This window comes from Microbacterium sp. (assembly GCF_031988965.1).
Taxonomy (GTDB): domain Bacteria; phylum Actinomycetota; class Actinomycetes; order Actinomycetales; family Microbacteriaceae; genus Microbacterium.
Genome location: NZ_DALZXX010000031.1, coordinates 1 through 23,369, shown reverse-complemented (window position 1 = coordinate 23,369; position 23,369 = coordinate 1). Strand labels below are relative to the sequence as shown.

Here is a 23,369-nt window from a genome sequence, read left to right as displayed (position 1 = left end):
CCGCGCACTTCTTCGACGTGAAGCTCTCGAACATCTCGGTGGTCGTCTCGAACGGCACCGCGAGCATCGTCGCCGACACCTACCTGTGGGCGGGCATCGACTTCGGCTCGACCCCGCAGGGCACCCATGAGAATCAGGATGTCGTCCTGGCCGATGTCGCGAACGCCGTGGTGAGCGTCGACGGCGGGCAGGTGTCGGTCTCCGGTACCGGTGTGACGGTGAGCTCGGCCGGCGCGGCCGCGAATCCGCTGTATGCGGCCGGCGCCGCCCTCGACGACTTCACGATCACGGCCGACGTCGAAGAGGGATCCGTCGTGCCCGAGCCTGCGGCGGGTGCCGATGACATCTCGGTCACCCTGCCTGAGAAGGCGGTCGAGCCCGAGCCGAGCACGGGGTCGTTCGGCTGGGAGTGGGCCACCGACAGCCCGGTCTCACTCGGCACCGCCACCGAGAGCAACGGCTCGTTCGTCGCCTCCGGTGCGCTGAACGACATCGCCGTCACCGACACCCGCGCGGGCGGCACCGGCAACTACAGCTGGGAGCTCACCGGCAAGGTGAGCGACTTCGTGTCCGGATCGAACTCGTTCACGGCGCAGCAGCTCGCAATCAACCCCAAGGTCTCGAACGCGGGTTCCTCCGTGGTCGCCGGCGAGGCGGTTCGGGGCCTCGTGAACCCGGTGCGCATCGCCGGATCCTCCGCGGCATCCAGCGCCACGGTCTCGGCCGATCTCAGCCTCGTCATTCCGAGCACCACTCCGGCCGGCGACTACAAGGCGACGGTCACCATCACCGCCGTCGGCTGAGCCGACCGCGGGTCGATCCCCTCGGTGCTGCCGCATCGGGGGGATCGCCTCCCGCACCCGTCGTACCACTGCACACCTCCGTCCCGTCTCCGGCCTCCGGCGGCGATGTCAGCCCGAGAGCACCATGTCCCGACCGCACGCCCTCCGCCTCCGCGCCCGCGCCCTGTTCAGCGCGATGCTCGCGCTCGCTCTCTGCGCGGTCTCGGTTCCTGCGTCCGCCGACTCCGCGAGTCCGACGTCGACGGCGCTCGTCGTGCCCATCGCCGCGGGCGACAGCGCGGCGTGGAGCCTGATCCCCGCCGACAACGCGAACGGCGCGGGCCGCGGCAACTTCGGCTACGCGGTGGATCCCGGGGCGCAGATCTCGGATGCGGTGATCGTCGCCAACACGGGATCGACGCCGCTCGAGCTGGTGCTCTACGCCGCTGACGCGTTCACCACCCCGGAGGGTGTGCTCGACCTCCGGCTGGGCGACGAGCCCAAGGCGGACTCCGGCTCCTGGATCGTTCTTCCGCAGCCGTCGCTCTCGCTTCAGCCCGGGGAGGCACGCGAGGTGCCCTTCACGATCTCGGTCCCCGCCGATGCCCGGCCCGGCGACCACCCCGGCGGCATCGTCACATCGGTCGCCTCGGCGGATCCCGGAGCGACACTCGCGGTCGATCGCAGACTCGGCATCCGCGTGCACCTGCGAGTGTCCGGCGAGCTGTCACCCGCCGTCACGGTCACCGAGCCCGCTGCGGCGTTCGAGCCCTCGTGGAACCCCTTCTCCGGCGGCAGCCTCACCGTGTCCTACACGCTGACGAACACCGGAGACACCCGGATCACGGCGACGGATGCCGTCGCGCTGGCCGGCCCTCTGGGCGTGGGGGCCGTCGGGGCTCCTCCGACCGCGACGGCCGAGGTACTGCCGGGGTCGTCGATCGTCGTCCAGCGGACGCTCGACGACGTCGCGTCGCTCGGATGGCTCGGCGGCACGCTCACCGTGGTGCCCGAGGCTGTCGGGCTGGGGGCGCAGCCGCTCGATGCCGTCAGCGTGGACGTCTCCGTGGCTGCGGTCTCGTGGTCGCTCCTCGCAGCGGTCGTCGTACTCGCGGTCGCGGCGCTCGTCACGGTGCTCCTCGTACTGCGGCGTCGCTCGCGCCGCGGGGCGGACTCGCTCTCCGAGGCGACTCACGCAGCGGATCCCGTCTGAGTCGAGACCCGCGCCCGGCGCACAGACAACGATGGGACAATGGGAGCATGTCCTCCCACGATTCCTCCGAGACGGTCGAGGCGACCGTACGACGCGTGCCGAGATTCGGCGTGTTCATGGGCATCGGCGTCGTGCTCGGCGTCATCGCCGCGGGCATCCTCACGGCGATCGGCAGCTACGAGCCGTCGGAGGCCGTGAACGTCGTCTACCCTCCCGGCCAGGTGTTCGGATTCCTGCTGCTGTGGACGGTGCCGATCGGCGTCGCGCTCGCCAGCGTGGTCGCGCTGATCCTCGAGCGCACGGCCCGCCGCCACGATCACGTCGTGCGCGTCGAGCACGAGACGATCATCGAGAAGGACTGACCGAGTCGGGTCCGGTCACGCCAGCTCGGCGATGATCGGCCGGATCGCCGCGTCGAACGACACCACGTCGCGCCGCAGGCCGTCGGTGACCGCGACGGTCAGCGCCCCGACCCACCAGATGCCGCGCTGCGAGAACGGCAGCACCTGCACGTTCAGCTCGAACGAGTGCGCCCGACGTCCGATGTCGCGCTCGAACTCGGCGATGGCACTGGCATACGCCCTGTACGCCTCGCCGCCGATCGTCCCGCTGCCCGAGCGGGTCGCGATCGAGCTGCGGATCGACGACACGTAGCGATCGTGGGCGACGCGGGCGAAGTGCAGGGCGGATGCCGCGTGCGGCGCGATCGCCTCGGCCAGCTGCTCCGCTCCGGTCGCGGGCAGCGCGACGAGCGTGTCGAACCCGTCGATCAGCTCGAGCGGCACACCGGACGGGTGTGCGCGCGGCTCGATCGTCATGTCCCAGTAGTCGCGCCACTGCTTCTCGAGCTCGGGGGTGACCTCGGCCGCGTCGGGCGCTCTGACGGGGAGATCCCGCAGGCTCGGCAGGTCCTGAGGGGCGCGGATGCCGAGGCTCTGGCGCAGTGCGAGCGCGACGAGCACCGGAACGCTCGCGTCTTCGCGGATCAACCACTGCGGCTTGTCGGCCATGGCCCCATCGTAGGAGATGGAGGGAGGGGAGAGGTGGCCTCCGTGGGCGGTAGGCTGGACGGGTGGCTGCCTCCCCCACCAATCCCTATTCCGAAGCCGGCGTCGATACCGCTGCAGGCGATCTCGCCGTCGAGCTGATGAAGTCTTCCGTGCGCGCGACGCACGGCCCTGAAGTGCTGGGCGGTGTCGGCGGATTCGCCGGGCTGTTCGACGCGAGCGCACTGCGCGACTTCCGTCGCCCGCTGCTCGCGACCAGCACAGACGGTGTCGGTACGAAGGTCGCCATCGCGCAGGCCATCGACAAGCACGACACGATCGGCCAGGATCTGGTCGGCATGGTCGTCGACGACATCGAAGCCGCTCTTCATGACCGACTACATCGCCTGCGGCAAGGTCTTCCCGCAGCGCATCGCCGACATCGTGCGCGGCATCGCCGAGGCGTGCTCCGCCACCGGCACCGCGCTCGTGGGCGGCGAGACCGCCGAGCACCCCGGTCTGCTCGGCCCGCGCGACTACGACGTGGCAGGAGCGGCGACGGGTGTCGTCGAGGCCGACGGCATCCTCGGAGCCGACCGCGTGCAGGACGGCGACGTCGTGATCGCCGTCGAGTCCAGCGGACTCCACTCGAACGGCTACTCGCTCGTGCGTCACATCGTCACGAACGCCGGCATCGGCTACGGCGACAACGCCGCCGACTTCGGCACCACCTGGGGTGAGGCTCTGCTCGAGCCGACCCGCCTCTACACGCTTCCGCTGCTTCGTCTGATCGAGCAGCTCGGTGGGGGAGTGCACTCCCTCAGCCACGTCACCGGCGGCGGCATCGCGGCGAACCTCGCCCGCGTGCTCCCGCAGGGCAGCTGGGCCGAGGTCGACCGCGGCACCTGGTCGCCGAGCCCGGTCTTCCGCGTGCTCAGCGACATCGCCGGATCCACGCTCGAATCGGCCGAGGGCACCTGGAACCTCGGCATCGGATTCCTCGCGGTCATCGCGGCCGACAAGAAGGATGCCGCCATCGCGGCCCTCGCAGCCGAGGGCATGCCCGCGTGGCAGGTCGGAACCGTGGGCTTCGGCGCGCGTCCGGCAGGAGAGTTCGAACAGGGCGCCAAGGGCGTCGACGGTGGAGCAGTGCGCCTGGTCGGCGCCTACGCGGACGGAGCGAAGTAAGAGCCCATGTGCGGCATCGTCGGAATGGTGGGCTCTGCCCCGGTCAATCAGGACATCTACGACGCACTCCTGCTGCTGCAGCACCGCGGCCAGGATGCGACGGGAATCGCCACAGCCGAGGCGAACGGCGTCATGCACAACGCCAAGGCGCAGGGCATGGTCCGCGAGGCGTTCCGCACCCGTGACATGCGCGGTCTGCTCGGCAACGTCGGCCTCGGTCACGTGCGCTACGCCACGAAGGGCACGGCCTCGAACGAGGAGGAGATGCAGCCGTTCTACGTGAACGCGCCGTACGGCATCATCCTCATCCACAACGGCAACCTGACGAACACGCGTGAGCTCACGGCCGACATGGCCAAGCGCGACCGCCGTCACCTGAACTCCTCGAGCGACACCGAGCTGCTGCTCAACGTGCTCGCGGGCGAGCTGCAGAACACGACCTCGACGGTCGACCTCGACGCCGAGCGCATCTTCGAGGCCGTCGAGCGCACCCACGAGCGCATCGAGGGCGCCTACGCCGTCATCGCCGTGATCGCCGGATACGGTCTGCTGGCCTTCCGCGACCCGTTCGGCATCCGCCCGCTCATCCTGGGCCGTCGCCCGTCGACGGTCGCGGGATCCGAAGGGCGCGACGAGTGGGTCGTGGCGAGCGAGTCGCTCGTGCTCGAGAACGCCGACTACGAGGTCGTGCGCGAGGTCGAACCCGGCGAGGCGATCTTCATCACGAACGAGGGCGAGCTGCACAGCAGGCAGTGCGCCACCGAGGCCGTGCTCGCGCCGTGCGCGTTCGAGTACGTCTACCTCGCGCGTCCCGACTCGGTCATGAACGGCGTCTCGGTCTACGAATCGCGCCTGCGCATGGGCGACAAGCTCGCCGACACCATCGCGAAGCACGTGCCGATGGACAAGATCGACGTCGTCATGCCGATCCCGGACTCCGCGCGCCCCGCCGCGATGGAGGTCGCCCGCAAGCTCGGCATCGAGTACCGCGAGGGCTTCTACAAGAACCGCTACGTCGGCCGCACTTTCATCATGCCCGGCCAGGCCGTGCGCAAGAAGAGCGTGCGTCAGAAGCTCAACGCCATGTCGACCGAGTTCCAGGGCAAGAACGTCCTGCTGATCGACGACTCGATCGTGCGCGGCACGACGTCGAAGCAGATCATCCAGATGGCGCGGGATGCCGGTGCGACGTCGGTGACGTTCGCCTCGGCCGCGCCGCCCGTGCGGCATCCGCATGTCTACGGCATCAACATGCCGTCGCGTCACGAGCTCATCGCCCATGGCCGCACGATCCCCGAGATCGCCGAGGAGCTGGGCTGCGACCACCTGGTCTACCAGGAGGTCGAAGACCTCAAGGCCGCGATCACCGAAGGCTCGGTGCTCAGCGATCTCGACATGAGCTGCTTCGACGGTCGGTACGTCACCGGCACCGTCACCGACGAGTACCTCGCGTGGGTGGAGGGGTCGCAGACCTCGTGACCTCGAGTGCGCAGCCGCTCTGGCGCGGACGCGCGCTCGCGCTGATCGGCATCGTGCTGGTCGCGTTCTCGCTGCGATCCGCCGTGGCATCGCTGTCTCCGGTGATCGACCATGTCGCCGCGGACTTCCCGGTGTCGTCCGTCGTGATCGGCTTGATCGGCGCCGCGCCCCCGGTGTGCTTCGCCGTCTTCGGTCTGCTCACTCCGCTGTTCGAGCGTCGCTTCGGCCTCGAGCGCGTCGCCGTCGTCGCGATCGCCCTGATCGCCGCAGGCCTGCTGCTGCGCAGCCTGTCGGTCGACTCGACGTCGCTTCTCGCGGCGACCGCGGTCGTCTTCGCGGGCGTGGGGTCGGGCAACGTGCTGCTGCCGCCGCTGGTGAAGAAGTACTTCCCCGATCGTCTCGGTCTCATGATGACCGTGTACTCGACCACCATGGCGGTGTCGACGTTCGTGCCGCCGCTGGTCGCGGTGCCGATCGCCGACACGGCCGGATGGCGCGTGTCGCTGGGGCTGTGGGGCGTGTTCGCCGCGCTCGCCCTCGTGCCGTGGGTCGCGATGCTGCTGACGAGCAGAGCGGATGCCGCGGCTGCGCCCGCCCTCGTGAAGCCGCGTTCCGAACCGGTGGACGAGCCGTACGACCCCGCCTCGGTGGCGACCGGCCCGATCTCGACGACGCCCGCGAACCCGAGGGTCTTCGGACGGCTCTGGCGGCTGCCGATGGCCTGGTCGATCGCACTCGTCTTCGGGGCGTCGTCGACCATGGCCTACGTGTCGTTCTCGTGGCTGCCCACGATCATGATCGACGTGGGCGGGGTGAGCCCCTCGAACGCTGGTCTGCTGCTCTCGCTGTTCGGGCTCATGGGGCTGCCGTGCTCGTTGCTCGTGCCGATCCTGATCGTGCGCTTCCAGGCGACGCGGCCGGTCTTCTTCATCGCCATCGCCGCCGGTCTCGCCGGTCTCGCCGGCTTCCTCTTCCTGCCCACCGTGGCGATGCCCCTGTGGGTCGTGCTGTTCGGCCTCGCTCCGGCACTGTTCCCTCTCGCGCTGGTGCTGCTCAGCATCCGTGCTCGCACGTCCGAGAGCGCCGTCGCGCTGAGCGGCTTCGTGCAGAGCATCGGCTACGCGGTCGCGGCGGCCTTCCCCCTGCTGATCGGACTGATCCACGATCTGACGGACAGCTGGCAGATCCCGCTCTGGGTGCTCGTCGGCGTGCTCGTGGCCGTGATCCCCGCGGGCTGGATCGCCGGCCGCCGCCGCACGATCGAAGAGGACTGGGAGCGTCGGCACGGGCGCTGGTGACCTGAACGCGCCGCTCTCGTCGGTCAGGCCCTCGCTGCCTCAGCCGCTGTCGCGCTGACCTCGTCGCCGATGCGGATGGTGCCGCCGAGCCAGGCATCCGTCCCCGCCGGCGACTCACCGGGGAGCAGGAGTCGGCCGAGCGTCGGCTCGTCCTGCCCGAGTGCACCCGTGAGGGTGGTGAGCACCTTGGCGTCACGCACGCCCGTGTCGGGATTGGCATGCGTCGCGAGGCAGCGCACGATCGGCCCTGCCGCGTCGAACGAGACCTGCCCGATCGTCACCGGTCCGCGCCACTCGAGTTCGGACCACGCCTCCGCATCGTCGATCACGATGTTCGACCGGAATCGACGGTCATCGATGCCCAGGCCGAGCGCGTCGCCGAGAGCGGTCACGCTCGCCCGCGTGTGCACCGAGACATACCCTCGCGCGCGATCCTGGAACCTCGAGGTCGTGCCGTCGCCGACCACGACGAGCGGCAGCCGGCCCGGGCGTCGCAGCCGGCGGCCCTCGGGGGTGCTCAGCACGAAGTCGGCGAGGACATCCGCGAGTTCGACGCGACCGGTCTCGTCGAGACCCGCCTCGACGAGCAGCGTGCCGTCATGCTCGATCCGCACGGTGCGCGCACGATCGTCGTAGGTCGTCTTCAGCGCGGCGAGGGCGGGGAAGTCCTGCAGCGACAGGCCCTTCGCCTTGGGCCAGTGATCGAGGCCGTCGCGAGCCTCGGGTGCCACCGCGTCGGCGAAGCGCACGGCGAGCACCCGATCGCCCGCGATGCGGCCATCAGGCTGCACCGTGAGCGAGTCGACGGATTCCGGAGTGAGCCCCTTGATGGGATGCCGATAGAGCGAGACGACGCGAGTCATACGACGAGTCTGTCAGCCGCGTGCCCCGACGTCCGCGCACGCGCGGGCAGGAGGACACGATGTTCCGGCATTTCGGATACGACGAACTCCCCCGTGTGACGCACGGGGGAGACGATGGTCGAACGAATCGGCGGTCAGGCCTTTTCTAGTTCGTCCTCGTCTTCGTCTGCATACTCGTCTGCCCACTTGTCGACGTAGGCGTCTTCAGAGTCACTCGGGTGCCCGAGTTCGCGCTCCAGCGCGGAGTAGTTCACCGACGGACTGAATGACTTCAGTTCGCGGGCGATCTTGGTGTGCTTCGCCTTTTGACGGCCACGGCCCATGCGCGAGACCCCCTCACGAGTTAAGCTGCGGGCAACTGGTGGCCCGATGCATTCACGACACCGGCTCAGGGCCGGTAAGAGTAGCATTCAGAATAGCACGCGGGTAGGCCCCCCTGGCTGATGCCAGGCCGGTGAAGGGAGCGATCTTCATGACCGACGACACCTCCACGCCCTCTGACGAGGCGGCGCAGAACGCGACACTGCAGAAAGCGGTGATCGTCGGGATGCAGCCCGGTCAGTCCGCGCATGTGATCGACGAGGCGGCGCGGTTCGCGCGGCTGCTGCGCGTGCCCCTCGTGGTCGCGCACGTCGACGTCACCCGCTTCGTGACCTACGAGGACCCCGACGGGTATGTGCACTCGGCGCCGATCGACATGAACCTCGATGCGGGAGCCGCCGAGTTCGAGACCGTGCAGGCCGAGGCTGCCGCCGCCCTCGACGGCACGGGCATCACCTGGACGGCCCGACAGCTGGTCGGAGACCCGGCGCTCGCGATCAAGCAGCTCGCGCACAAGCTCGATGCCCAACTGATCGTCGTCGGCACGCGCAGGCGGGGCATCGGCGAGTCGATCCGCGAGTTCTTCACGGGATCGGTCGCCGCTCGGCTCGCGCATCGCCAGCACCGTTCCGTGCTCGTCGTGCCACTCCAAGAGCCGGTTCCCGACTCGCAGTCCGAGATCTGGACCGAGTAGGTCTCTGGAGCCGTTCGGTCGTCGAGCGAGCCCGGCGGAGCCGAGCGAGACGAAACGCTGCGACCGGGGTCGTACGCGGCACCGATGCGAGATCGGGGTGCGACGTTTCGTCTCAGGCGACTCCGTCGTCTTCGCTCAACGACCGGGGTGTTCGGTCGTTGAGCGAGCCCGGCGGAGCCGCGTGAGACGAAACGCGGCGACCGGGGGATGGGTCAGCGCCCGAGTGACGCCAGAGCCGTGGTGATGCCGCGGGCTGCGGCATCCAGTCCGTCCTCGAGGTCCGAGACGACGGATGCGGGCAGCGTGCCCCCCTTGGCCACATGCGTCCGCAGATCCGTGCGCACCCGCGCGCGGAACGCGTTGATGACGGCATCCGCTCGGTGCATCTCCTCGCGACTGACGATGCGCTCGTCGTCGCCCGCAGTGCGCGGGCGGGACTTGGATGCCGCGCGATCGTCCTTCTCCGCGGTGGCGAGATCGGCGCGGAGGCTCTTCATCGCCTCCTTGACGCTCTGGCGCACCTCGTTGGCGATCAGGCGCACCGAGTCGGTGATCCCCGCCTCGATCCCGGCAAGATCGCCCTCACGAGACGCGAGCTCGGCGCGTCCTGCGTCGGTGATCGCGTAGATCGTGGTGCGGCCGTCGACGGTCTTGGTGACCAGGCCCTCTTCTTCGAGCTTCGCGAGGCGAGGGTAGATGGTGCCGGCGCTCGGCGTGTAGGTGCCGCCGGTGCGATCGGTCAGCGCCTGGATGATGCCGTACCCGTGCTGCGGCGATTCGGCGAGCAGCGAGAGCAGGTACAGGCGCAGGTCGCCGTGGGAGAAGACTGCGGGACTCATGCTTCCCACTCCGCATCGTCTGCGATGGATGCCGGGGTGCGGCGCAGCACGGTCACGCCACCTGACACGGAGTTCGCGCGCAGGTCGACGAAGCGGCCGGCGAGCTCACCGGTCGACCCGGTGTAGTTGTTGATGCCCGACGAACCGCGCTCGATTCCGTCGATCAGCAGGCGACCGCTCAGCGAGCGGATCACGTAGTTCGCGGCGAGCGACTCGTCGAGGCGCACGGTGGTGCCGCCTGAGACCGAGTTGATGTTGATCGTGTTCACGTCGCCCGCGGCGTCGACGAGGGTCGAACCCGACACGATGTCGACGGTCGCCTTGCGGACGGTGCCGGTGACGGCGACGTCTCCCGAGACGCTGTTGGCCGTGATCGATCCGGTGAGTCCGCGCACCTGCACGTCGCCCGAGACGGAGTTCACCGACAGGTCGCCGATCAGGGTGTCGACGATGATGTCGCCCGAGACGGTGTTCAGGCGGGCGTCGTTGCGGATCCCCGAGACGAGTGCGCCGGCGCTGACGACGCCGAGGTTGAGGGCGATCGAGCGGGGGACGGCGACGCTGACCTCGGCTTTGGGGCCGCCCGAGCCGAAGTTGCGGAACACCTCGAGGAAGTTGTCCCAGCCGAGCTGCGGGTGGTCGATCTCGACCTCGCCGTCGTGCGCCTCGATGCGCAGGTCCTTGGTGGTGACACCGTGCACCTCGATGCGGATGCCGGGTTCGTCGTGCGCGATGACGTCGACCTGGCCGCCGACCAGACCGATCTTCAGTCGGGTGACGTTCTCGATGTCGATCACGCGTTCTTCGCCCGGGGCGATGAGCCACTTCTCGGTCATGTCTGCTTCTCCTGTGTTGAGGGAACACGATATATCGTGTGTGTCGAGAATAACACGATATATCTCGATCCTGTCAAGCGGTCTGTGAGGAACAGGCCGCCCATCCGGGTACGGTCGGTGCCGCTCGACCGCGATCAGCGCGAGCCTCAGACCAGCGGCGGGGTATGCCAGATGCGGTCGATGTAGTCGCGGATCGACCGGTCGGACGAGAAGAAGCCGGTGCGGGCGACGTTGAGGATCGCCGAGCGGGTCCACGCATCCCGGTCGGCGTAGGCGGCATCCACTCGTTCCTGTGCCGCGATGTACGACGCGTAGTCGGCGAGCACCATGAACCGGTCTTCGTAGAGCAGGTTCGAGACGACGGGCTCGAACACCGAGCGGTCGCCGCGCGAGAACGCACCGGATGCGATCAGGTCGATCGCCCGGCGCAGGCCCTCGTCGGCCTGGTAGAAGTCCTGCGGCCGGTACCCGCGGGCCGACAGGTCGGAGACCTCGGGCTCGCTCATGCCGAACAGGTGGAAGTGGTCGTCGCCCACGAGCTCGCGGATCTCGACGTTCGCCCCGTCATCCGTGCCGATCGTGAGCGCGCCGTTCAGCGCGAACTTCATGTTGCCGGTGCCCGAGGCCTCCTTGCCGGCGAGCGAGATCTGCTCTGACAGATCGGCGGCGGGGATCACCCGCTCTGCGAGGGTGACGTTGTAGTTCGGCGGGAAGACGACCTTCAGTCGGCCCTCGGGGCGAGCGTCGGTGTTCACGACTTCGCCGACGGCGTTGATCAGGTGGATGATGCGCTTCGCCATGGCGTATCCGGGGGCGGCCTTCGCCCCGAAGATCGCGGTGCGGGGAACGACAGCCGACACGGCGAGGCGTCCTGAGATCACGCCCTCGTAGGTGGTGACGATGTGCAGCACCTTGAGCAGTTGGCGCTTGTACTCGTGCAGGCGCTTGACCATCACGTCGAGCATGTGGCCGTCGCTGACCTCGACGCCGTCGCGCTCGCGCAGCACCTCGCTCAGGCGGCGCTTGTTCGCCGCTTTCACTCCGGCGAATGCGCTGCGGAACGCGGCATCCTCGGCGAAGGGTTCGAGCTCTCGCAGGCGCTCGAGGTCGGTGGTCCAGCCGTCGCCGATCGCCGAGGTGATGAGCGATGAGAGCTCGGGGTTCGCGAGGCGCAGGAACCGACGAGGGGTGACGCCGTTGGTGACGTTCGTGAACTTGCCGGGGAAGAACGCGTCGAAGTCGTGGAGCACCTTGTCGCGCAGCAGCTGCGAGTGCAGCTCCGCGACGCCGTTGACCTTCGCTCCCGCGACGGTCGCGAGGTACGCCATGCGCACGGACCGCACCGGATGCTCGGCGATGATCGACATGTTGCGCACGAGCATCTCGTCGTCGCCGAAGCGCTCGCGCACCGCCACGAGGAACTCCTCATTGATGCGGTAGATGATCTCGAGGTGCCGGGGCAGCAGGCGGCCGAGCAGCTCGACCGGCCACACCTCGAGGGCTTCCGGGAGCAGAGTGTGGCACGTGTACGCGAAGCACTGCTGCGTGATCGCCCACGCGGCATCCCACTCGAGGTGCTTCTCGTCGATGAGCACCCGCATGAACTCGGGCACCGCGATCACGGGGTGGGTGTCGTTGAGCTGGAAGATCACCCGCTCGGGCAGCTTCGCGAGGTCGAAGTCGTCGGCGAGCATGTTGTCGAGGAAGTCGTGGATGGATGCCGCGACGAAGAAGTACTGCTGCTGCAGGCGCAGCTCTTTGCCCTGCGGGGTGGAGTCTTCGGGGTAGAGCACCTTCGAGATGTTCTCGGCGTAGGTCTGGGCACGCACGGCCTCTTCGTAGTCGCCGGAGTTGAAGATGCGCAGGTCGAAGGCGCTGGTGGCGACGGCGCTCCACAGGCGGAGAGTGTTGACGCGGCCGTTCTGGAATCCCGGGACCATGTAGTTGTACGGCACGGCCTGCACGTTCCACGCCGGCACCCACCGGCTGCGGGTGACGCCCCCGTCGTCGTACTTCTCGGTGTGGCCGCCGAACGCGATCGTCTGCGCGTCTTCGGGGCGGGCGAACTCCCACGGCGAGCCGAGCGCGAGCCAGGCATCCGGCTGCTCGACCTGCTGGCCGTCGATGAACGTCTGACGGAAGATCCCGTATTCGTAGCGGATGCCGTAGCCGATGCTAGGTACGGCCATCGTGGCCAGCGAGTCGATGAAGCAGGCCGCGAGGCGTCCGAGTCCGCCGTTGCCGAGGCCCGGCTCGACCTCATGAGCGCGCAGCTCGTCGAGGGCGATGCCACACGACGCCAGGGCCTCGGTCGCGACGTCGGTGAGGTCGGCGGCGAGCAGGTTGTTGTCGAGCTGGCGGCCCAGCAGATACTCGGCCGAGAGATAGCAGACGCCCTTCGCCTGCACCTCCTTCTGGTGCCGCACATCTTCGAGCCATCGCGCCATCAGGTAGTCCCGCACGGTGTGGGCGAGGGCGAGGTAGCGATCGTTGGCGCTGGACGCCGACAGGGCGACGCCGCGGTCGAAGTTGAGATTGTGCAGGAAGCGCTCCACGAATTCATCCACCGTGCTCGGCGGAGCGATCACGGGAGCGAGGGCGAGCGGATGCAGAGCGGAGTGTGATTCGGGCACGAGACGACCGTAGCGAGCGCCGCTCTGATTCGTGTGACGGGCGGATGAAGAATATTGGTTGGGGCGATCGCTTGACCTTGACGCTGCGTCAACTTCTACCGTGGAGTCATCGAAGAACGGACCCACGGAAGGAGGACGCGATGACCGGTCGTGATTGGTCGATCCAGGAGATCGCCCGACTCGCGGGCACCACCAGCAGGACGCTGCGTCACTACGACGACGTCGGCCTGCTGCCGCCCTCTCGCATCGCGCACAACGGCTACCGCCACTACGACGAGGCCGCGCTCGTGCGCCTGCAGCGCATCCTGCTGCTGCGCGAGCTCGGACTCGGTCTGCCGCAGATCGCCGAGGTGCTGAATCCGGTGACCCCGCGGCAGAACGAGGAGTCCGCTCTCGAGACACACCTCGCGCTGCTGCGCGAGGAGCAGGACCGGTTGGCGCGACAGATCGCGTCGGTCGAGAACACCATCAACGCATTGAAAGGAGGTGAAGAACTCATGGCAGAGAACATGTTCGACGGTTTCGACCACACCCAGTACAGGGAGGAGGTCGAAGAGCGTTGGGGTCGCAAGACCTACGCCGACAGCGACCGCTGGTGGCGCGGGATGACCGACGCCGAGCGGGCCGACTGGCAGCAGCGGGTCTCCGACCTCGGGCGCGACTGGATCGCGGCCGCCGAGAGCGGCATCGACCCGGCCTCCGCCGAGGCTCAGGACGTCGCTCGTCGCCACGTCGAGTGGCTCACCGGCATCCCGGGAACCCCCGCCGCCGCTCCGGGCGGTGACGTGAAGGGATACGTCATCGGACTCGGGGAGATGTACGTCGCCGACCCGCGCTTCGGCGCGAACTATGCGACGTCGGCGGGTGGCACGCAGGGCGCGGAGTTCGTCCGCGACGCCCTCCGCATCTACGCGGACGGCAACCTGTAGCCGGCCTCGCGGCATCCGCTCGCGCGTGCGGGGTCAATAAAGCATCCGAAACGCTCGTTTCAGGTGCGTTTTTGACCCCGCACGGTGGGGGAGGTGCGTTCTGGCCCCGCTTTGCACAGATCGAGACACCACGGCAAGACCGAGATCGGATGCCGGGGGTGGGCGTAGGGTCGGGTCATGGGCCACCGCCGCAGACGCACCGACGCCGCGCCGCTCTTCGCGGCCGCCGCCGTCGCCTACGGTGCGAACGTCGCCCTCGGCACCGCGGTTGCGGCCAGGCTCATCGACACGAGCAACTTCCGGTGGCTGCATCACGCGATGTACATCGCCACGTGCGCGAGCTCGGCCGCCGCGTTCTCGGCGATCATCTGGGGTCGTCCGAAGCGCGCCAGCCGCCGCGCAGCGCTGGCACTCGCGCCCGCGGCAGCTCCACTCGCCGCGATCCCGTACCTCGGCACGCACGGCCGACGGCATCCGCTCGTCGCGCTCGCCGCGGCCCCCTTCATCATCGCGGGCCTCATCTGCTCGCGCCTCGCCACCGACCGGAAGTGAACGCATGGAACTGCTCGACGCCATCCGCCGCCGCAAGACCACGAACGGGCCGTTCCTGCCCGACCCGGTGTCGGAGGAGCATCAGCGCATCCTGCTCGAGGCGGCCGGCCGCGCACCCTCGCAGCTGAACAGTCAGCCGTGGCGGTTCGTGGTCATCGAGAACCGCGAGACGATCGACAGGATCGCGCGCATCTCGGGCGAGAGCATGACCGAGGCGATGTCGAACGGCACGTTCTTCGAGCGCTACAAGCCGTACTTCCGCTTCAGCCAGGCCGAGATGGAGGAGAAGCGCAGCGGGATGCTGTTCGACAAGCTCCCCGCGGCTCTTCGCCCGTTCACGAGCCAGGTGTTCACCAAGCGCGGCCAGAAGCTGATGAACACCTTCGGGGTGCCCAAGACCCTGGGTGAGGAGAACCACAAGCTCGTCGCCGGATCTCCGCTGCTGCTCGGCGTGATGCTCGATCGCAGCGAGTACCGGCCGGGCCAGCTGTCGTCGTTCTACTCGGTGTTCAGCATGGGCGCTGCGATGGAGAACGTCTGGCTCACGACGGTCGAGCTGGGCATGGGCATCCAGTTCATCTCGTTCCCGATGGAGGTTCCCGGCCGCTGGGAGGAGATCATCGACCTGCTCCACGTGCCGGACGACCTCGAGCTCATGGCCGTGTACCGCCTCGGCTATCTGCCGCCGGAGCAGCGCCGCCCGGCGATCGACTGGTCGAGCCATCAGCGCAAGCTCGCCTCGCAGTACGTGTTCCGCGAGAGCTGCGACCAGCCTCAGCAGGGGTGGGATGCTCCGCCGCCGGGCGCGGAGAACACGCCTGCGAGCTGAACCTCAGCTCTCCTTCGTCCGCGGCTGAGCCTTCAGATCCTGCAGGGCGGGCCCCTCGATGCGTGTGCCGTCGGCCTCGAAGCGCGAGGCGTGGAGCGGACAGTCCCACGTGCACTCGGCGTCGTTCCAGGCGAGGATGCCGCCCAGATGCGGGCAGACAGCCGACACGGCCCGGGTGACGCCGTCGACGGTCGAGATCGCGACCGGGCGTCCACCGCGGTTCGCGACGACGCCCTCTCCCTCGGCCGGCTTCGGAACGGGTACGGGCCGGCGTTCGGCATCCACCCATCCGCTCGTCGCAGCGGCCGCGACCTTCGCCCCTTCGGCGGCCCCACGGGCGAGGTCGGCGGGAACGGTGAGTCTGGTGCCGATCTTGACCATCCACGACGGTCGGTCGTGCCAGCTCGCCCCGAGAATCTCGGCGGTGAGGCGCAGTGCCGCGGCAGGGGCGTTGGACAGGCCCCATTTCGCGTAACCGGTCGCGAAGCGCACGACACCGAGTCCGCGCGGCATCGCCCCGACGAAGGGGATCTGATTGTGCGATTCGTAGTCCTGCGCAGCCCAGCGGTGGGTCTCTTCAGCATCCGGGAAGTACTGGCGCGTCCACTCGACGAGCCCGTCGATCGCGGCGGCCTCGCTGTCGGATCGCCCGACCGGGTGGCCGTTGCCGCCCACGACGAGCCGAGCCGCACCGCCCGGACCGTCGGCGGCGGAGACGGGTCGGATCGACCGCGTCGCGCCGTCGACCGAGATGAATGTCGAGTCCGGCACGTCGCCGGCGACCGCGAATGAGACGCAGTACGAGCGGAACGACCGCATCTTCGTGAAGTACAGACCGCGGTCCAGGATCGGCGATCCGGTGGCGATCACGATGTGCTCCGCGAACATGGGCCCCGTCGTGGTCTCGACACGCGGATCGGGCAGCACGTGGGTCGCGGTCACCCGGACGCCCGTATGCAGTGCCCCGCCCGCCGCGAGCAGCTCCTCGGCGAGCGCCTGCGCCACGAGGGCCGGATCGATCGTCACCTGCTCGTCGAGCGCGACGGCCCCGAACACAGGGAACGCCAGCGACGAGAGCTGGGCGCGCGTGAGCATCCTGGTCGGCAGGCCCGCGTCGCTCGCCGCGGCGTGCACCTCGTTCAGCGTCTCGAGCCCTGAGGGGTCCTGCGCGTAGGAGTGATCGGTGCGCCGCTCGTACGAGACGCCTGCCTGATCGGCGAAGGCGAGGAGCCAGTCCATGCCCGCCCGGTTCGCATCGACATAGGCCTGCACGAGCGGAGCGGGGTGGTGGCGTCGGATCTCGGCGAGACGCTTGCCCTGCAGCAGCGACAGTTTGCCGGTGTTCGCTCCGGTCGCGAGCTGGGCCACCTCGCCCGCCTCGATCACCGCGACGTCGAGGCCCGCGCGGCTGAGCATGACGGCGGTGGTGAGTCCGGTGAGGCCGGCGCCGACGATGACGACGTCGTGCCGCGCGCCGGGGTCGAACGGTGTGCCGGTGGGCGGAGTCCGGTCGAGCTTCCACAGTGGCTTCATGGGGACAGTCTCGACCCGGCGCCGCTCGGCGCGCACCCGGTTGACAATCGACGGATGCATCGGCGGTGCGCGGCTAGAGTTGCCGCGTGACCCCTCGGCGCCTGCTCCTCGTCTTCGTGGGCGGCAGCATCGGCACCGCTGCGCGGCTGGCCGTGGGGCTGTGGATGCCGGATGCCGGCGGCTTCCCCACCGCGACGCTGCTGGTCAATGTGGTCGGCTCGCTGCTCATCGGCCTGGTCGCCGCGCGGTTCGCCTCGACCGCCGGTCTGCGGATCTTCCTCGGCACGGGCGTGCTCGGCGGTTTCACGACCTACAGCGCGTTCATGACGGGCGCGGTGACGTTGTGGGCGGATGCTCCGCTGCTCGCGTTCGCGTACGCGGCCGGCAGTCTCGTGCTCGGCCTCGTCGCGGCGTCTCTGGGGCTGCGTCTCGGACGCCCCCGCCGATCGGCTCCTCTCGCGGGAGCGGACGCATGAGCCCGCTGCTGTTCGTCGGCGCCGCGCTCGCCGGAGGAGTGGGCGCCGTGCTGCGCTACCTCGTCGATCTCGGTGCCGCGAAGGCCGTCGGTCGCCGCTTTCCCTGGGGCATCCTCATCGTCAACCTCAGCGGGTCCTTCGCGCTCGGCATGGTGACTGCGGCCCTTCCCTCGGAGGCATTCCTGCTGGGAGCCGGCCTGCTGGGCGGCTACACGACCTTCAGCACGGCGATGCTCGACACGGTCGCCCTGTGGCACGACGGCGCGCGTCGCGCATCCGTCTTCAACGCCGGGGGGATGCTGCTGCTGGGCCTGGCCTTCGCAGGCCTCGGGCTCGCGCTCGGGTCTGTGCTCTGACCGCCGGTCGTGCTGCGCTCTACCGACGCAGGCGCTGTGCTCTGACCCCCGATGACGCAGCTGCGCGCCGGGCGAATCTCCAGGTTCGGGATGCAGAATGTACAAACGTACATGTACGCGCGTACAGACACGCGTACACCCGTGACTGCGCAGGGGGATCGATGAGCGAGGGCACACGCCGACGCCGCGATCCTGAAGCGCGCCGTCTCGAGATCGTCACGGCCGCTGCCGAGCTGATCGTCGAGATCGGCGTCGACGCTCTCACACACCGCAAGGTCGCCGCCCGCGCGGGCGTGCCGCTGGGCGCCACCACTCAGTACTTCGCCACTCTCGACGATCTGCGCGAAGCGGCGATCGGTGCGCTCGCCGCCGAGATCGAGGCGCGCATCGACGAGACCAGGAAGGCCGTGGTCGTCGAAGGAGTAACTCCCGAGGGGCTCGCGCGACTCGTGCACCAAGGGCTCACGGATGCTCGCGCGATCCAGGCCGACCGCGCCGTCGTCACCGCGGCCGTGCACGACCCCCGCGTCCGCGCGTTCGCCAGACAGTGGTCCGACGAGGTCGTCGGATTCATCGCCCCCGTTCACGGAGTCGACAGAGCCAGGGCGGCCGCCGTCTTCATCGACGGCGTACTCTGGCACTCTCAGATCCACGACGAGCCGCTCGACGAAGAGCTCATCCGCGACGCCCTCGCCGGGATCCTCACTCCTCAGGCGTCTCCCACAGCATCCACCGCCGCAGCATCCGCCTGATCCGACCGAGAGAGAATCCGCCTTGTCGAACCTCGCCGTCCTGAGTCTCAAGAACCGCGCGCTGATCGCCCTGATCACGATCGTCGCCGCCGTGTTCGGCGGGCTCGCTCTGACGAACCTCAAGCAGGAGCTCATCCCGTCGCTCGAGCTGCCGAACCTCATGGTCATGACGACGTACCCGGGCGCCTCGCCCGAGGTCGTCGAGAACGACGTCTCGACGCCGATCGAGTCGGCGATCCAGGGCGTACCGGGTCTCGAGGGAACGACCGCGACGAGCACGACGAACGCGTCGATCGTGCAGGCGACCTTCGCCTACGGCACGAACCTCGCGACCGCCGAGCAGAAGATCCAGCAGGCGATCAACCGCATCTCGGGGCAGCTGCCCGAAGACATCAGTCCGCAGGTGCTCGCGGTGTCGATCGACGACTTCCCCGTGATCCAGGTCGCGGTCACCGGATTCGATGACGCGGAGAACGCGCAGGCGGAACTGACGAGCGTCGCGATCCCCGATCTCGAGGACGTCGACGGCGTCAACGCCGCGCAGCTCATCGGCGGCGTCGGTCAGCGCATCACGATCACACCCGACGTCGCGGCGCTCGCGGCACTCGGCCAGAGCACGCAGGCCATCAGCACCGCACTGCAGCAGAACGGCACGCTGTTCCCCGGTGGGGACATCACCGAGAACGGCCAGACGCTCACGGTGCAGACGGGAGCGAAGATCACGTCCGTCGAGGAGATCGCGGCACTGCCGCTGGTCGGCACCGAGGCGACGGTCGGAGACGTGGCGACGGTCGTGCAGGAGTCCGACCCGATCTCGTCGATCTCGCGCGTCGACGGTGAGGACGCCCTGTCGATCTCGATCACGAAGCTTCCCGCGGCCAACACGGTCGAGGTCTCGCAGGGAGTGATCGCCGCGCTCGACGAGATCGGCGAGGCGTTCCCCGACGCCACGTTCACGATCATCTTCGATCAGGCGCCGTTCATCCAGCAGTCGATCGAGACGCTCGCGACCGAGGGTCTGCTCGGCCTCGCGTTCGCGGTGATCATCATCCTCGTCTTCCTGCTGTCGATCCGGTCGACGCTCGTGACGGCGATCTCGATCCCGACGAGCGTGCTCATCACCTTCATCGGTCTGCAGGCGTTCGGGTACTCGCTCAACATCCTGACCCTCGGCGCGCTCACGATCGCGATCGGTCGCGTGGTCGACGACTCGATCGTCGTGATCGAGAACATCAAGCGCCACTACGTCGGCGATGCCGACAAGGGCGACGCGATCCGCCTCGCCGTGCGCGAGGTCGCGATGGCCGTGACCTCGTCGACCATCACCACGGTCGCGGTGTTCCTGCCGATCGTGTTCGTCGGCGACATGGTCGGCGAGCTCTTCCGACCGTTCGCGATGACCGTGTCGATCGCGATGGTGGCCTCGCTGCTGGTGTCGCTCACCATCGTGCCGGTGCTCGCGTACTGGTTCCTCCGCCCCGGCAAGCCGCTGCTCGACGAGAACGGCGTGCAGATCGACCCGGAAGACCCCGCTGCACCGCCGACGCCGCTGCAGCGCGCCTACCGTCCGATCCTCGGCTGGACGCTCAAGCACTCGGGAGTGACCGTGATCCTCGCGGTCGTCGTGCTCGGCGCCACGCTCGCCGCGGCGCCGCTGATGAAGGTGAACTTCCTCAGCGACTCGGGTCAGAACACGATGACCGTTACGCAGGACCTCGGCCCGACCGCGAGCCTCGAGACCAAGTCGGAGGCGGCTGTCGCCGTCGAGGACGCACTGCTCGACATCGACGGCGTCACCACCGTGCAGGCCTCGATCGGGTCGAGCGGCTCGGCCCTGCGCGACGCGTTCTCGGGCGGAGCCGGCATCACCTACTCGGTGCTCACCGACTCGGACGCCGACCAGGAGAAGCTCCGCGCCTCGGTGCAGGACGCCGTGAAGGATCTCACCGATGTCGGTGAGGTGACGGTCGCGTCGTCAGCCGGCTTCGGATCCAGCGACATCGAGATCTCGGTCTCGGCCTCGAACGCCGACGACCTGCAGACCGCCACCACCGCCGTGGTCGACGAGCTCGACGGTCGCGACGGCGTCGGGCAGGTCACCGACAACCTCGCCGCGGCGCTGCCGTACCTCGCGGTGGTCGTCGATCGGGATGCCGCCGCGCAGCGCGGTCTCTCCGAAGTGGCCGTCGGGTCGATCGTGTCGAACACGATGCGTCCGCAGCAGGTGGGCACCGTCGAGATCGACGACACTGCACTCACGATCTATCTCGCATCGGCCGAGCCGCCGACGACCGCGCAGGCTCTGCGCGAGCTGACGATCCCGACGCCGCTCGGGGTCGTGCAGCTGCAGGAGATCGCGACCGTCGAGGAGCGCAACGGCCCGACGTCGATCACGACCGAGCAGGGGCGCCGTACCGCGACGATCACGGTGCCGCCGGCATCCGACAACCTCGCCGTGGCGACCCAGTCGGTGAACGAGGCGCTCGCTGCGGTCGACCTGCCCGACGGAGCCTCGGCCGAGGTCGGCGGCGTCGCGACGCAGCAGGCCGATTCGTTCTCGCAGCTCGGTCTCGCGATGCTCGCCGCGATCCTGATCGTCTACGTCGTGATGGTGGCGACCTTCAAGTCGCTGCGCCAGCCGCTGCTGCTGCTCGTGTCGGTGCCGTTCGCGGCGACCGGTGCGATCCTGCTGCAGATCATCACCGGTGTGCCGCTCGGCGTCGCATCGCTCATCGGTGTGCTGATGCTCATCGGCATCGTGGTCACCAACGCGATCGTGCTGATCGACCTCGTGAACCAGTACCGCGAGAAGGGACTGTCGACGCTCGATGCCGTCAAGGCGGGTGGCGAGAAGCGTCTGCGCCCCATCCTCATGACGGCGCTCGCGACGATCTTCGCGCTGACCCCGATGGCGCTCGGCATCACCGGGCACGGCGGATTCATCTCGCAGCCGCTCGCGATCGTCGTGATCGGCGGGCTCATCTCGTCGACCGTACTGACGCTGATCGTGCTGCCGACGCTCTACAACCTCGTCGAGGGTGCGAAGGAGCGGCGCCGGGCCCGCAAGGCTGGTTCGGGCGATGACGGTTCTGCGCCGGTCGACGGATCGGAGCCGTCGGATGGGCCCGTGCCCGCGGACGGACGCGTGCTCGCGGGTGCGGGTGCGGGTGCGGGTACGGGTGCCGGTGGTGACTCGGGTCTGCCGTATGCGAACCAGCTGACCCGTCGGGAACTGCGCGAGCGGGGCGAGTAGCCGGGGCAGCGTTCGCAACTCAGCATGAAAGCGCGCGATGCCCGTCCGGAATCGGTTTCCGGGCGGGCATCGGCCGTCTCCTGCTGAGTCGTGAGCCCCAGAGCTCGGTTCCTGACGAGCTCAGTCGAGCGTGATGCCCCACTGCAGCGTCCAGGTCTCGCCCGGGGCGAGTCGACGGAGGCCGACGCCGCTGTTCAGTGCGTCGGCCGGTGCGGTCATGGGCTCGATCGCGACGGCGAGAGACTGTCCGGGGTACTTGTCGGTCGTGTAGACCTGCACGACGTCGAAGCCCTCGCCCTGCCATAGGGTGAGGCGTCGTCCGTCCGGCGCGGTCAGCGAGTGCCGCACCAGACCGTCGGCGTCGCGGTCGAGGTCGGTGAATCCGGTGTCGAGGCTCACATCGCCCAGGCGCACCCCGTCTCGCAGAGCGGCATCGGCGGGACTGGTGCCCGTCGGCAGCATCCGCTCGTCGGTGTCGAAGGCCGTGTGCGCCGGAACGGTGAGCACGAGGTCGTGCGGGTCGACGTCGCCGATCGTGACGAACGGATGCGTTCCGAGCGCGACCGGCGCCGCGGTCGCGGATCGGTTGGTCAGTGCGTGCGTCACGTCGATGCCGTCGGCACGCAGCACATACGTCACGCTGGTCTCGATCAGGTACGGGTACCCGGTCTGCGGCACGATCGTGGCGCTCAGCGTCGTCGCCGATGCCGTCTGCTCGATGTCGTACGACGTGAAGCGCAGGAGCCCGTGGCTGGCGTTGCCGAACTTCGGCTCGGTGATCGCGAGCTGCCGCGCGGTGCCGTCGTCGCTCCAGCGGCCGTCGCGCACGCGGTTCGGCCACGGCGCGAGCACGACGCCCGAGCATGACGGCGTCGGAGCGTCGAGGGGATACGGGGCGATCAGGTCGACGGATCCGATGCGCAGCGAGCGGAGGGAAGCGCCGACCTGCGCGACCTGTGCGCTGACGTCGCCGAGCTGGAGGTGCACCTGGGTGCCGGTGGGGGATGCGGAGTTCACCCCGCAATCGTATGGCGCGACGCCGGAGCGAGGGGACCGAGGCGGGGGCCGGGGGACTGAGGGGTCTCTCAGGTGGGACCGCTACACTTGTTGCGTCGGCTTCGGACACCCGCGCAGTGCGCGGACGTTTTTGTGTAAGAAGTGTGAGTCCAGGGGCCGATGGTGAGCGTCGCTCGACGCTAATCAACCATCACACGAATGGCCCCGGCCGCTGACAGTCCGGAACCCCGTCCGATCGCATCCGATCCGGCGCAGGGTGCTCGCGCGTGTGCGCGGCGCTGTTCTCGTGCGAGAACTCAGAAGGACACACCCATGCCCAAGAACAAGAAGCCCCGCGGCGGACGTCCCGCCGCCAACTTCGAGCCGCGCTACGGCGCGAACAAGACCTCGTTCCACGATCGCCGCGCCGGCGGTCGTGACGCAGGACGCGACGCCCGCGATACGCGCGACTCGCGTGACGCCCGCGGCGGACGTGCGGATGCCGGCGAGCGCCGCACCGCATCGGCCGGCGTCGACCGTCGTCCCGGCAGCCGCAGCGTC

The 23,369-nt window shown here is 68.9% G+C and carries 21 protein-coding genes and 2 pseudogenes; 15 read left to right on the top strand and 8 right to left on the bottom strand.

Features of this window, described 5'->3' with window-relative positions:
• The 3 genes from RTM68_RS08305 to RTM68_RS08295 form a co-directional block, all read left to right on the top strand.
• Positions 1–803 (top strand): HtaA domain-containing protein (locus RTM68_RS08305; protein WP_312169972.1); only part of this gene is annotated, 803 nt, incomplete at its 5' end.
• Between the two features lie 124 nt (positions 804–927).
• A complete protein-coding gene (locus tag RTM68_RS08300) occupies positions 928–1,995 on the top strand; it encodes a WxL protein peptidoglycan domain-containing protein (protein WP_312169970.1) in 1,068 nt (355 codons plus the stop codon).
• A 47-nt stretch (positions 1,996–2,042) separates the two neighbouring features.
• Positions 2,043–2,357 (top strand): potassium transporter Trk, encoded by a 315-nt coding sequence (locus tag RTM68_RS08295; RefSeq protein WP_194765385.1) that lies wholly within the window; start codon positions 2,043–2,045, stop codon positions 2,355–2,357.
• Between the two features lie 15 nt (positions 2,358–2,372).
• On the opposite strand, the gene RTM68_RS08290 is transcribed toward RTM68_RS08295, so the two are convergent.
• Positions 2,373–3,005, bottom strand: a complete 633-nt coding sequence (locus RTM68_RS08290) for a zinc-binding alcohol dehydrogenase (RefSeq protein WP_312169967.1) — start codon at positions 3,003–3,005, stop codon at positions 2,373–2,375.
• A 62-nt stretch (positions 3,006–3,067) separates the two neighbouring features.
• On the opposite strand from RTM68_RS08290, the pseudogene purM reads away from it, so the two are divergent.
• The 3 genes and pseudogenes from purM to RTM68_RS08275 all read left to right on the top strand — a co-directional run bounded on the left by purM (position 3,068) and on the right by RTM68_RS08275 (position 6,946).
• Positions 3,068–4,169 (top strand): annotated as a pseudogene (gene purM, locus RTM68_RS08285) (phosphoribosylformylglycinamidine cyclo-ligase).
• Between the two features lie 6 nt (positions 4,170–4,175).
• Positions 4,176–5,648 (top strand): amidophosphoribosyltransferase, encoded by a 1,473-nt coding sequence (gene purF, locus RTM68_RS08280; RefSeq protein WP_312169965.1) that lies wholly within the window; start codon positions 4,176–4,178, stop codon positions 5,646–5,648.
• A complete protein-coding gene (locus tag RTM68_RS08275; protein ID WP_312169963.1) occupies positions 5,645–6,946 on the top strand; it encodes an MFS transporter in 1,302 nt (433 codons plus the stop codon). The genes purF and RTM68_RS08275 overlap by 4 nt, the downstream gene beginning before the upstream one ends.
• 23 nt (positions 6,947–6,969) lie before the next feature.
• Here RTM68_RS08275 and RTM68_RS08270 read toward each other — a convergent pair whose 3' ends face one another.
• Complete coding sequence (locus RTM68_RS08270; RefSeq protein WP_312169962.1) at positions 6,970–7,809, bottom strand: MOSC domain-containing protein; 840 nt, start codon at positions 7,807–7,809, stop codon at positions 6,970–6,972.
• A 134-nt stretch (positions 7,810–7,943) separates the two neighbouring features.
• On the bottom strand, positions 7,944–8,132 hold the full coding sequence (locus RTM68_RS08265; RefSeq protein WP_067119623.1) for a DUF3073 domain-containing protein: 189 nt from the start codon (positions 8,130–8,132) through the stop codon (positions 7,944–7,946).
• Between the two features lie 149 nt (positions 8,133–8,281).
• Between RTM68_RS08265 and RTM68_RS08260 the strand changes: the two genes are divergently transcribed.
• On the top strand, positions 8,282–8,824 hold the full coding sequence (locus RTM68_RS08260) for a universal stress protein (protein ID WP_312169958.1): 543 nt from the start codon (positions 8,282–8,284) through the stop codon (positions 8,822–8,824).
• Positions 8,825–9,036: 212 nt separating this feature from the next.
• Here RTM68_RS08260 and RTM68_RS08255 read toward each other — a convergent pair whose 3' ends face one another.
• The 3 genes from RTM68_RS08255 to RTM68_RS08245 form a co-directional block, all read right to left on the bottom strand.
• The gene (locus tag RTM68_RS08255) at positions 9,037–9,663 is read right to left on the bottom strand and encodes a PadR family transcriptional regulator (RefSeq protein WP_312169956.1); all 627 of its coding nucleotides are present in this window, start codon (positions 9,661–9,663) and stop codon (positions 9,037–9,039) included.
• Entirely contained in the window at positions 9,660–10,499 is an 840-nt protein-coding gene (locus RTM68_RS08250) for a DUF4097 family beta strand repeat-containing protein (RefSeq protein ID WP_312169955.1), read from the bottom strand. Before RTM68_RS08250 ends, RTM68_RS08255 begins: the two co-directional genes overlap by 4 nt.
• Before the next feature lie 146 nt (positions 10,500–10,645).
• Positions 10,646–13,132 (bottom strand): glycogen/starch/alpha-glucan phosphorylase, encoded by a 2,487-nt coding sequence (locus RTM68_RS08245; RefSeq protein ID WP_396654209.1) that lies wholly within the window; start codon positions 13,130–13,132, stop codon positions 10,646–10,648.
• A 140-nt stretch (positions 13,133–13,272) separates the two neighbouring features.
• On the opposite strand from RTM68_RS08245, the gene RTM68_RS08240 reads away from it, so the two are divergent.
• The 3 genes from RTM68_RS08240 to RTM68_RS08230 all read left to right on the top strand — a co-directional run bounded on the left by RTM68_RS08240 (position 13,273) and on the right by RTM68_RS08230 (position 15,442).
• Positions 13,273–14,061, top strand: a complete 789-nt coding sequence (locus tag RTM68_RS08240) for a MerR family transcriptional regulator (protein ID WP_312169953.1) — start codon at positions 13,273–13,275, stop codon at positions 14,059–14,061.
• 177 nt (positions 14,062–14,238) lie between these two features.
• Positions 14,239–14,613 carry a hypothetical protein gene (locus RTM68_RS08235; protein WP_312169952.1) on the top strand — a complete coding sequence of 125 codons (375 nt, stop codon included), beginning with the start codon at positions 14,239–14,241 and terminating at the stop codon, positions 14,611–14,613.
• A 4-nt stretch (positions 14,614–14,617) separates the two neighbouring features.
• On the top strand, positions 14,618–15,442 hold the full coding sequence (locus RTM68_RS08230) for a nitroreductase family protein (protein WP_312169951.1): 825 nt from the start codon (positions 14,618–14,620) through the stop codon (positions 15,440–15,442).
• A 3-nt stretch (positions 15,443–15,445) separates the two neighbouring features.
• On the opposite strand, the gene RTM68_RS08225 is transcribed toward RTM68_RS08230, so the two are convergent.
• Positions 15,446–16,975, bottom strand: a complete 1,530-nt coding sequence (locus tag RTM68_RS08225) for an FAD-dependent oxidoreductase (RefSeq protein ID WP_312169949.1) — start codon at positions 16,973–16,975, stop codon at positions 15,446–15,448.
• A gap of 86 nt (positions 16,976–17,061) precedes the next feature.
• Here RTM68_RS08225 and RTM68_RS08220 point away from each other — a divergent pair, with 86 nt between their 5' ends.
• The 4 genes from RTM68_RS08220 (at position 17,062) to RTM68_RS08205 (ending at position 21,812) form a co-directional block, all read left to right on the top strand.
• On the top strand, positions 17,062–17,451 hold the full coding sequence (locus tag RTM68_RS08220; RefSeq protein ID WP_312169947.1) for a CrcB family protein: 390 nt from the start codon (positions 17,062–17,064) through the stop codon (positions 17,449–17,451).
• Positions 17,448–17,807, top strand: coding sequence for a CrcB family protein (locus RTM68_RS08215; protein WP_312169945.1), 360 nt, complete (start codon positions 17,448–17,450; stop codon positions 17,805–17,807). The genes RTM68_RS08220 and RTM68_RS08215 overlap by 4 nt, the downstream gene beginning before the upstream one ends.
• Positions 17,808–17,968: 161 nt before the next feature.
• Positions 17,969–18,559 carry a TetR family transcriptional regulator gene (locus tag RTM68_RS08210; protein WP_312169943.1) on the top strand — a complete coding sequence of 197 codons (591 nt, stop codon included), beginning with the start codon at positions 17,969–17,971 and terminating at the stop codon, positions 18,557–18,559.
• A gap of 22 nt (positions 18,560–18,581) precedes the next feature.
• Positions 18,582–21,812, top strand: coding sequence for an efflux RND transporter permease subunit (locus tag RTM68_RS08205; protein ID WP_312169941.1), 3,231 nt, complete (start codon positions 18,582–18,584; stop codon positions 21,810–21,812).
• Positions 21,813–21,932: 120 nt separating this feature from the next.
• Here RTM68_RS08205 and RTM68_RS08200 read toward each other — a convergent pair whose 3' ends face one another.
• Entirely contained in the window at positions 21,933–22,829 is an 897-nt protein-coding gene (locus tag RTM68_RS08200) for an aldose 1-epimerase family protein (RefSeq protein ID WP_312169939.1), read from the bottom strand.
• A gap of 312 nt (positions 22,830–23,141) precedes the next feature.
• Between RTM68_RS08200 and RTM68_RS08195 the strand changes: the two are divergent.
• Positions 23,142–23,369: pseudogene (locus RTM68_RS08195) on the top strand (ATP-dependent helicase); the annotation flags it as partial.

Bases quoted from the DNA above. Each gene is read 5' to 3' on its own strand.
- RTM68_RS08300 (WP_312169970.1), top strand. From the start codon at position 928: ATGTCCCGACCGCACGCCCTCCGCCTCCGCGCCCGCGCCCTGTTCAGC.
- RTM68_RS08295 (WP_194765385.1), top strand. From the start codon at position 2,043: ATGTCCTCCCACGATTCCTCCGAGACGGTCGAGGCGACCGTACGACGC.
- RTM68_RS08290 (WP_312169967.1), bottom strand. From the start codon at position 3,005: ATGGCCGACAAGCCGCAGTGGTTGATCCGCGAAGACGCGAGCGTTCCG.
- purF (WP_312169965.1), top strand. From the start codon at position 4,176: ATGTGCGGCATCGTCGGAATGGTGGGCTCTGCCCCGGTCAATCAGGAC.
- RTM68_RS08270 (WP_312169962.1), bottom strand. From the start codon at position 7,809: ATGACTCGCGTCGTCTCGCTCTATCGGCATCCCATCAAGGGGCTCACT.
- RTM68_RS08265 (WP_067119623.1), bottom strand. From the start codon at position 8,132: ATGGGCCGTGGCCGTCAAAAGGCGAAGCACACCAAGATCGCCCGCGAA.
- RTM68_RS08260 (WP_312169958.1), top strand. From the start codon at position 8,282: ATGACCGACGACACCTCCACGCCCTCTGACGAGGCGGCGCAGAACGCG.
- RTM68_RS08255 (WP_312169956.1), bottom strand. From the start codon at position 9,663: ATGAGTCCCGCAGTCTTCTCCCACGGCGACCTGCGCCTGTACCTGCTC.
- RTM68_RS08250 (WP_312169955.1), bottom strand. From the start codon at position 10,499: ATGACCGAGAAGTGGCTCATCGCCCCGGGCGAAGAACGCGTGATCGAC.
- RTM68_RS08240 (WP_312169953.1), top strand. From the start codon at position 13,273: ATGACCGGTCGTGATTGGTCGATCCAGGAGATCGCCCGACTCGCGGGC.
- RTM68_RS08235 (WP_312169952.1), top strand. From the start codon at position 14,239: ATGGGCCACCGCCGCAGACGCACCGACGCCGCGCCGCTCTTCGCGGCC.
- RTM68_RS08230 (WP_312169951.1), top strand. From the start codon at position 14,618: ATGGAACTGCTCGACGCCATCCGCCGCCGCAAGACCACGAACGGGCCG.
- RTM68_RS08225 (WP_312169949.1), bottom strand. From the start codon at position 16,975: ATGAAGCCACTGTGGAAGCTCGACCGGACTCCGCCCACCGGCACACCG.
- RTM68_RS08215 (WP_312169945.1), top strand. From the start codon at position 17,448: ATGAGCCCGCTGCTGTTCGTCGGCGCCGCGCTCGCCGGAGGAGTGGGC.
- RTM68_RS08210 (WP_312169943.1), top strand. From the start codon at position 17,969: ATGAGCGAGGGCACACGCCGACGCCGCGATCCTGAAGCGCGCCGTCTC.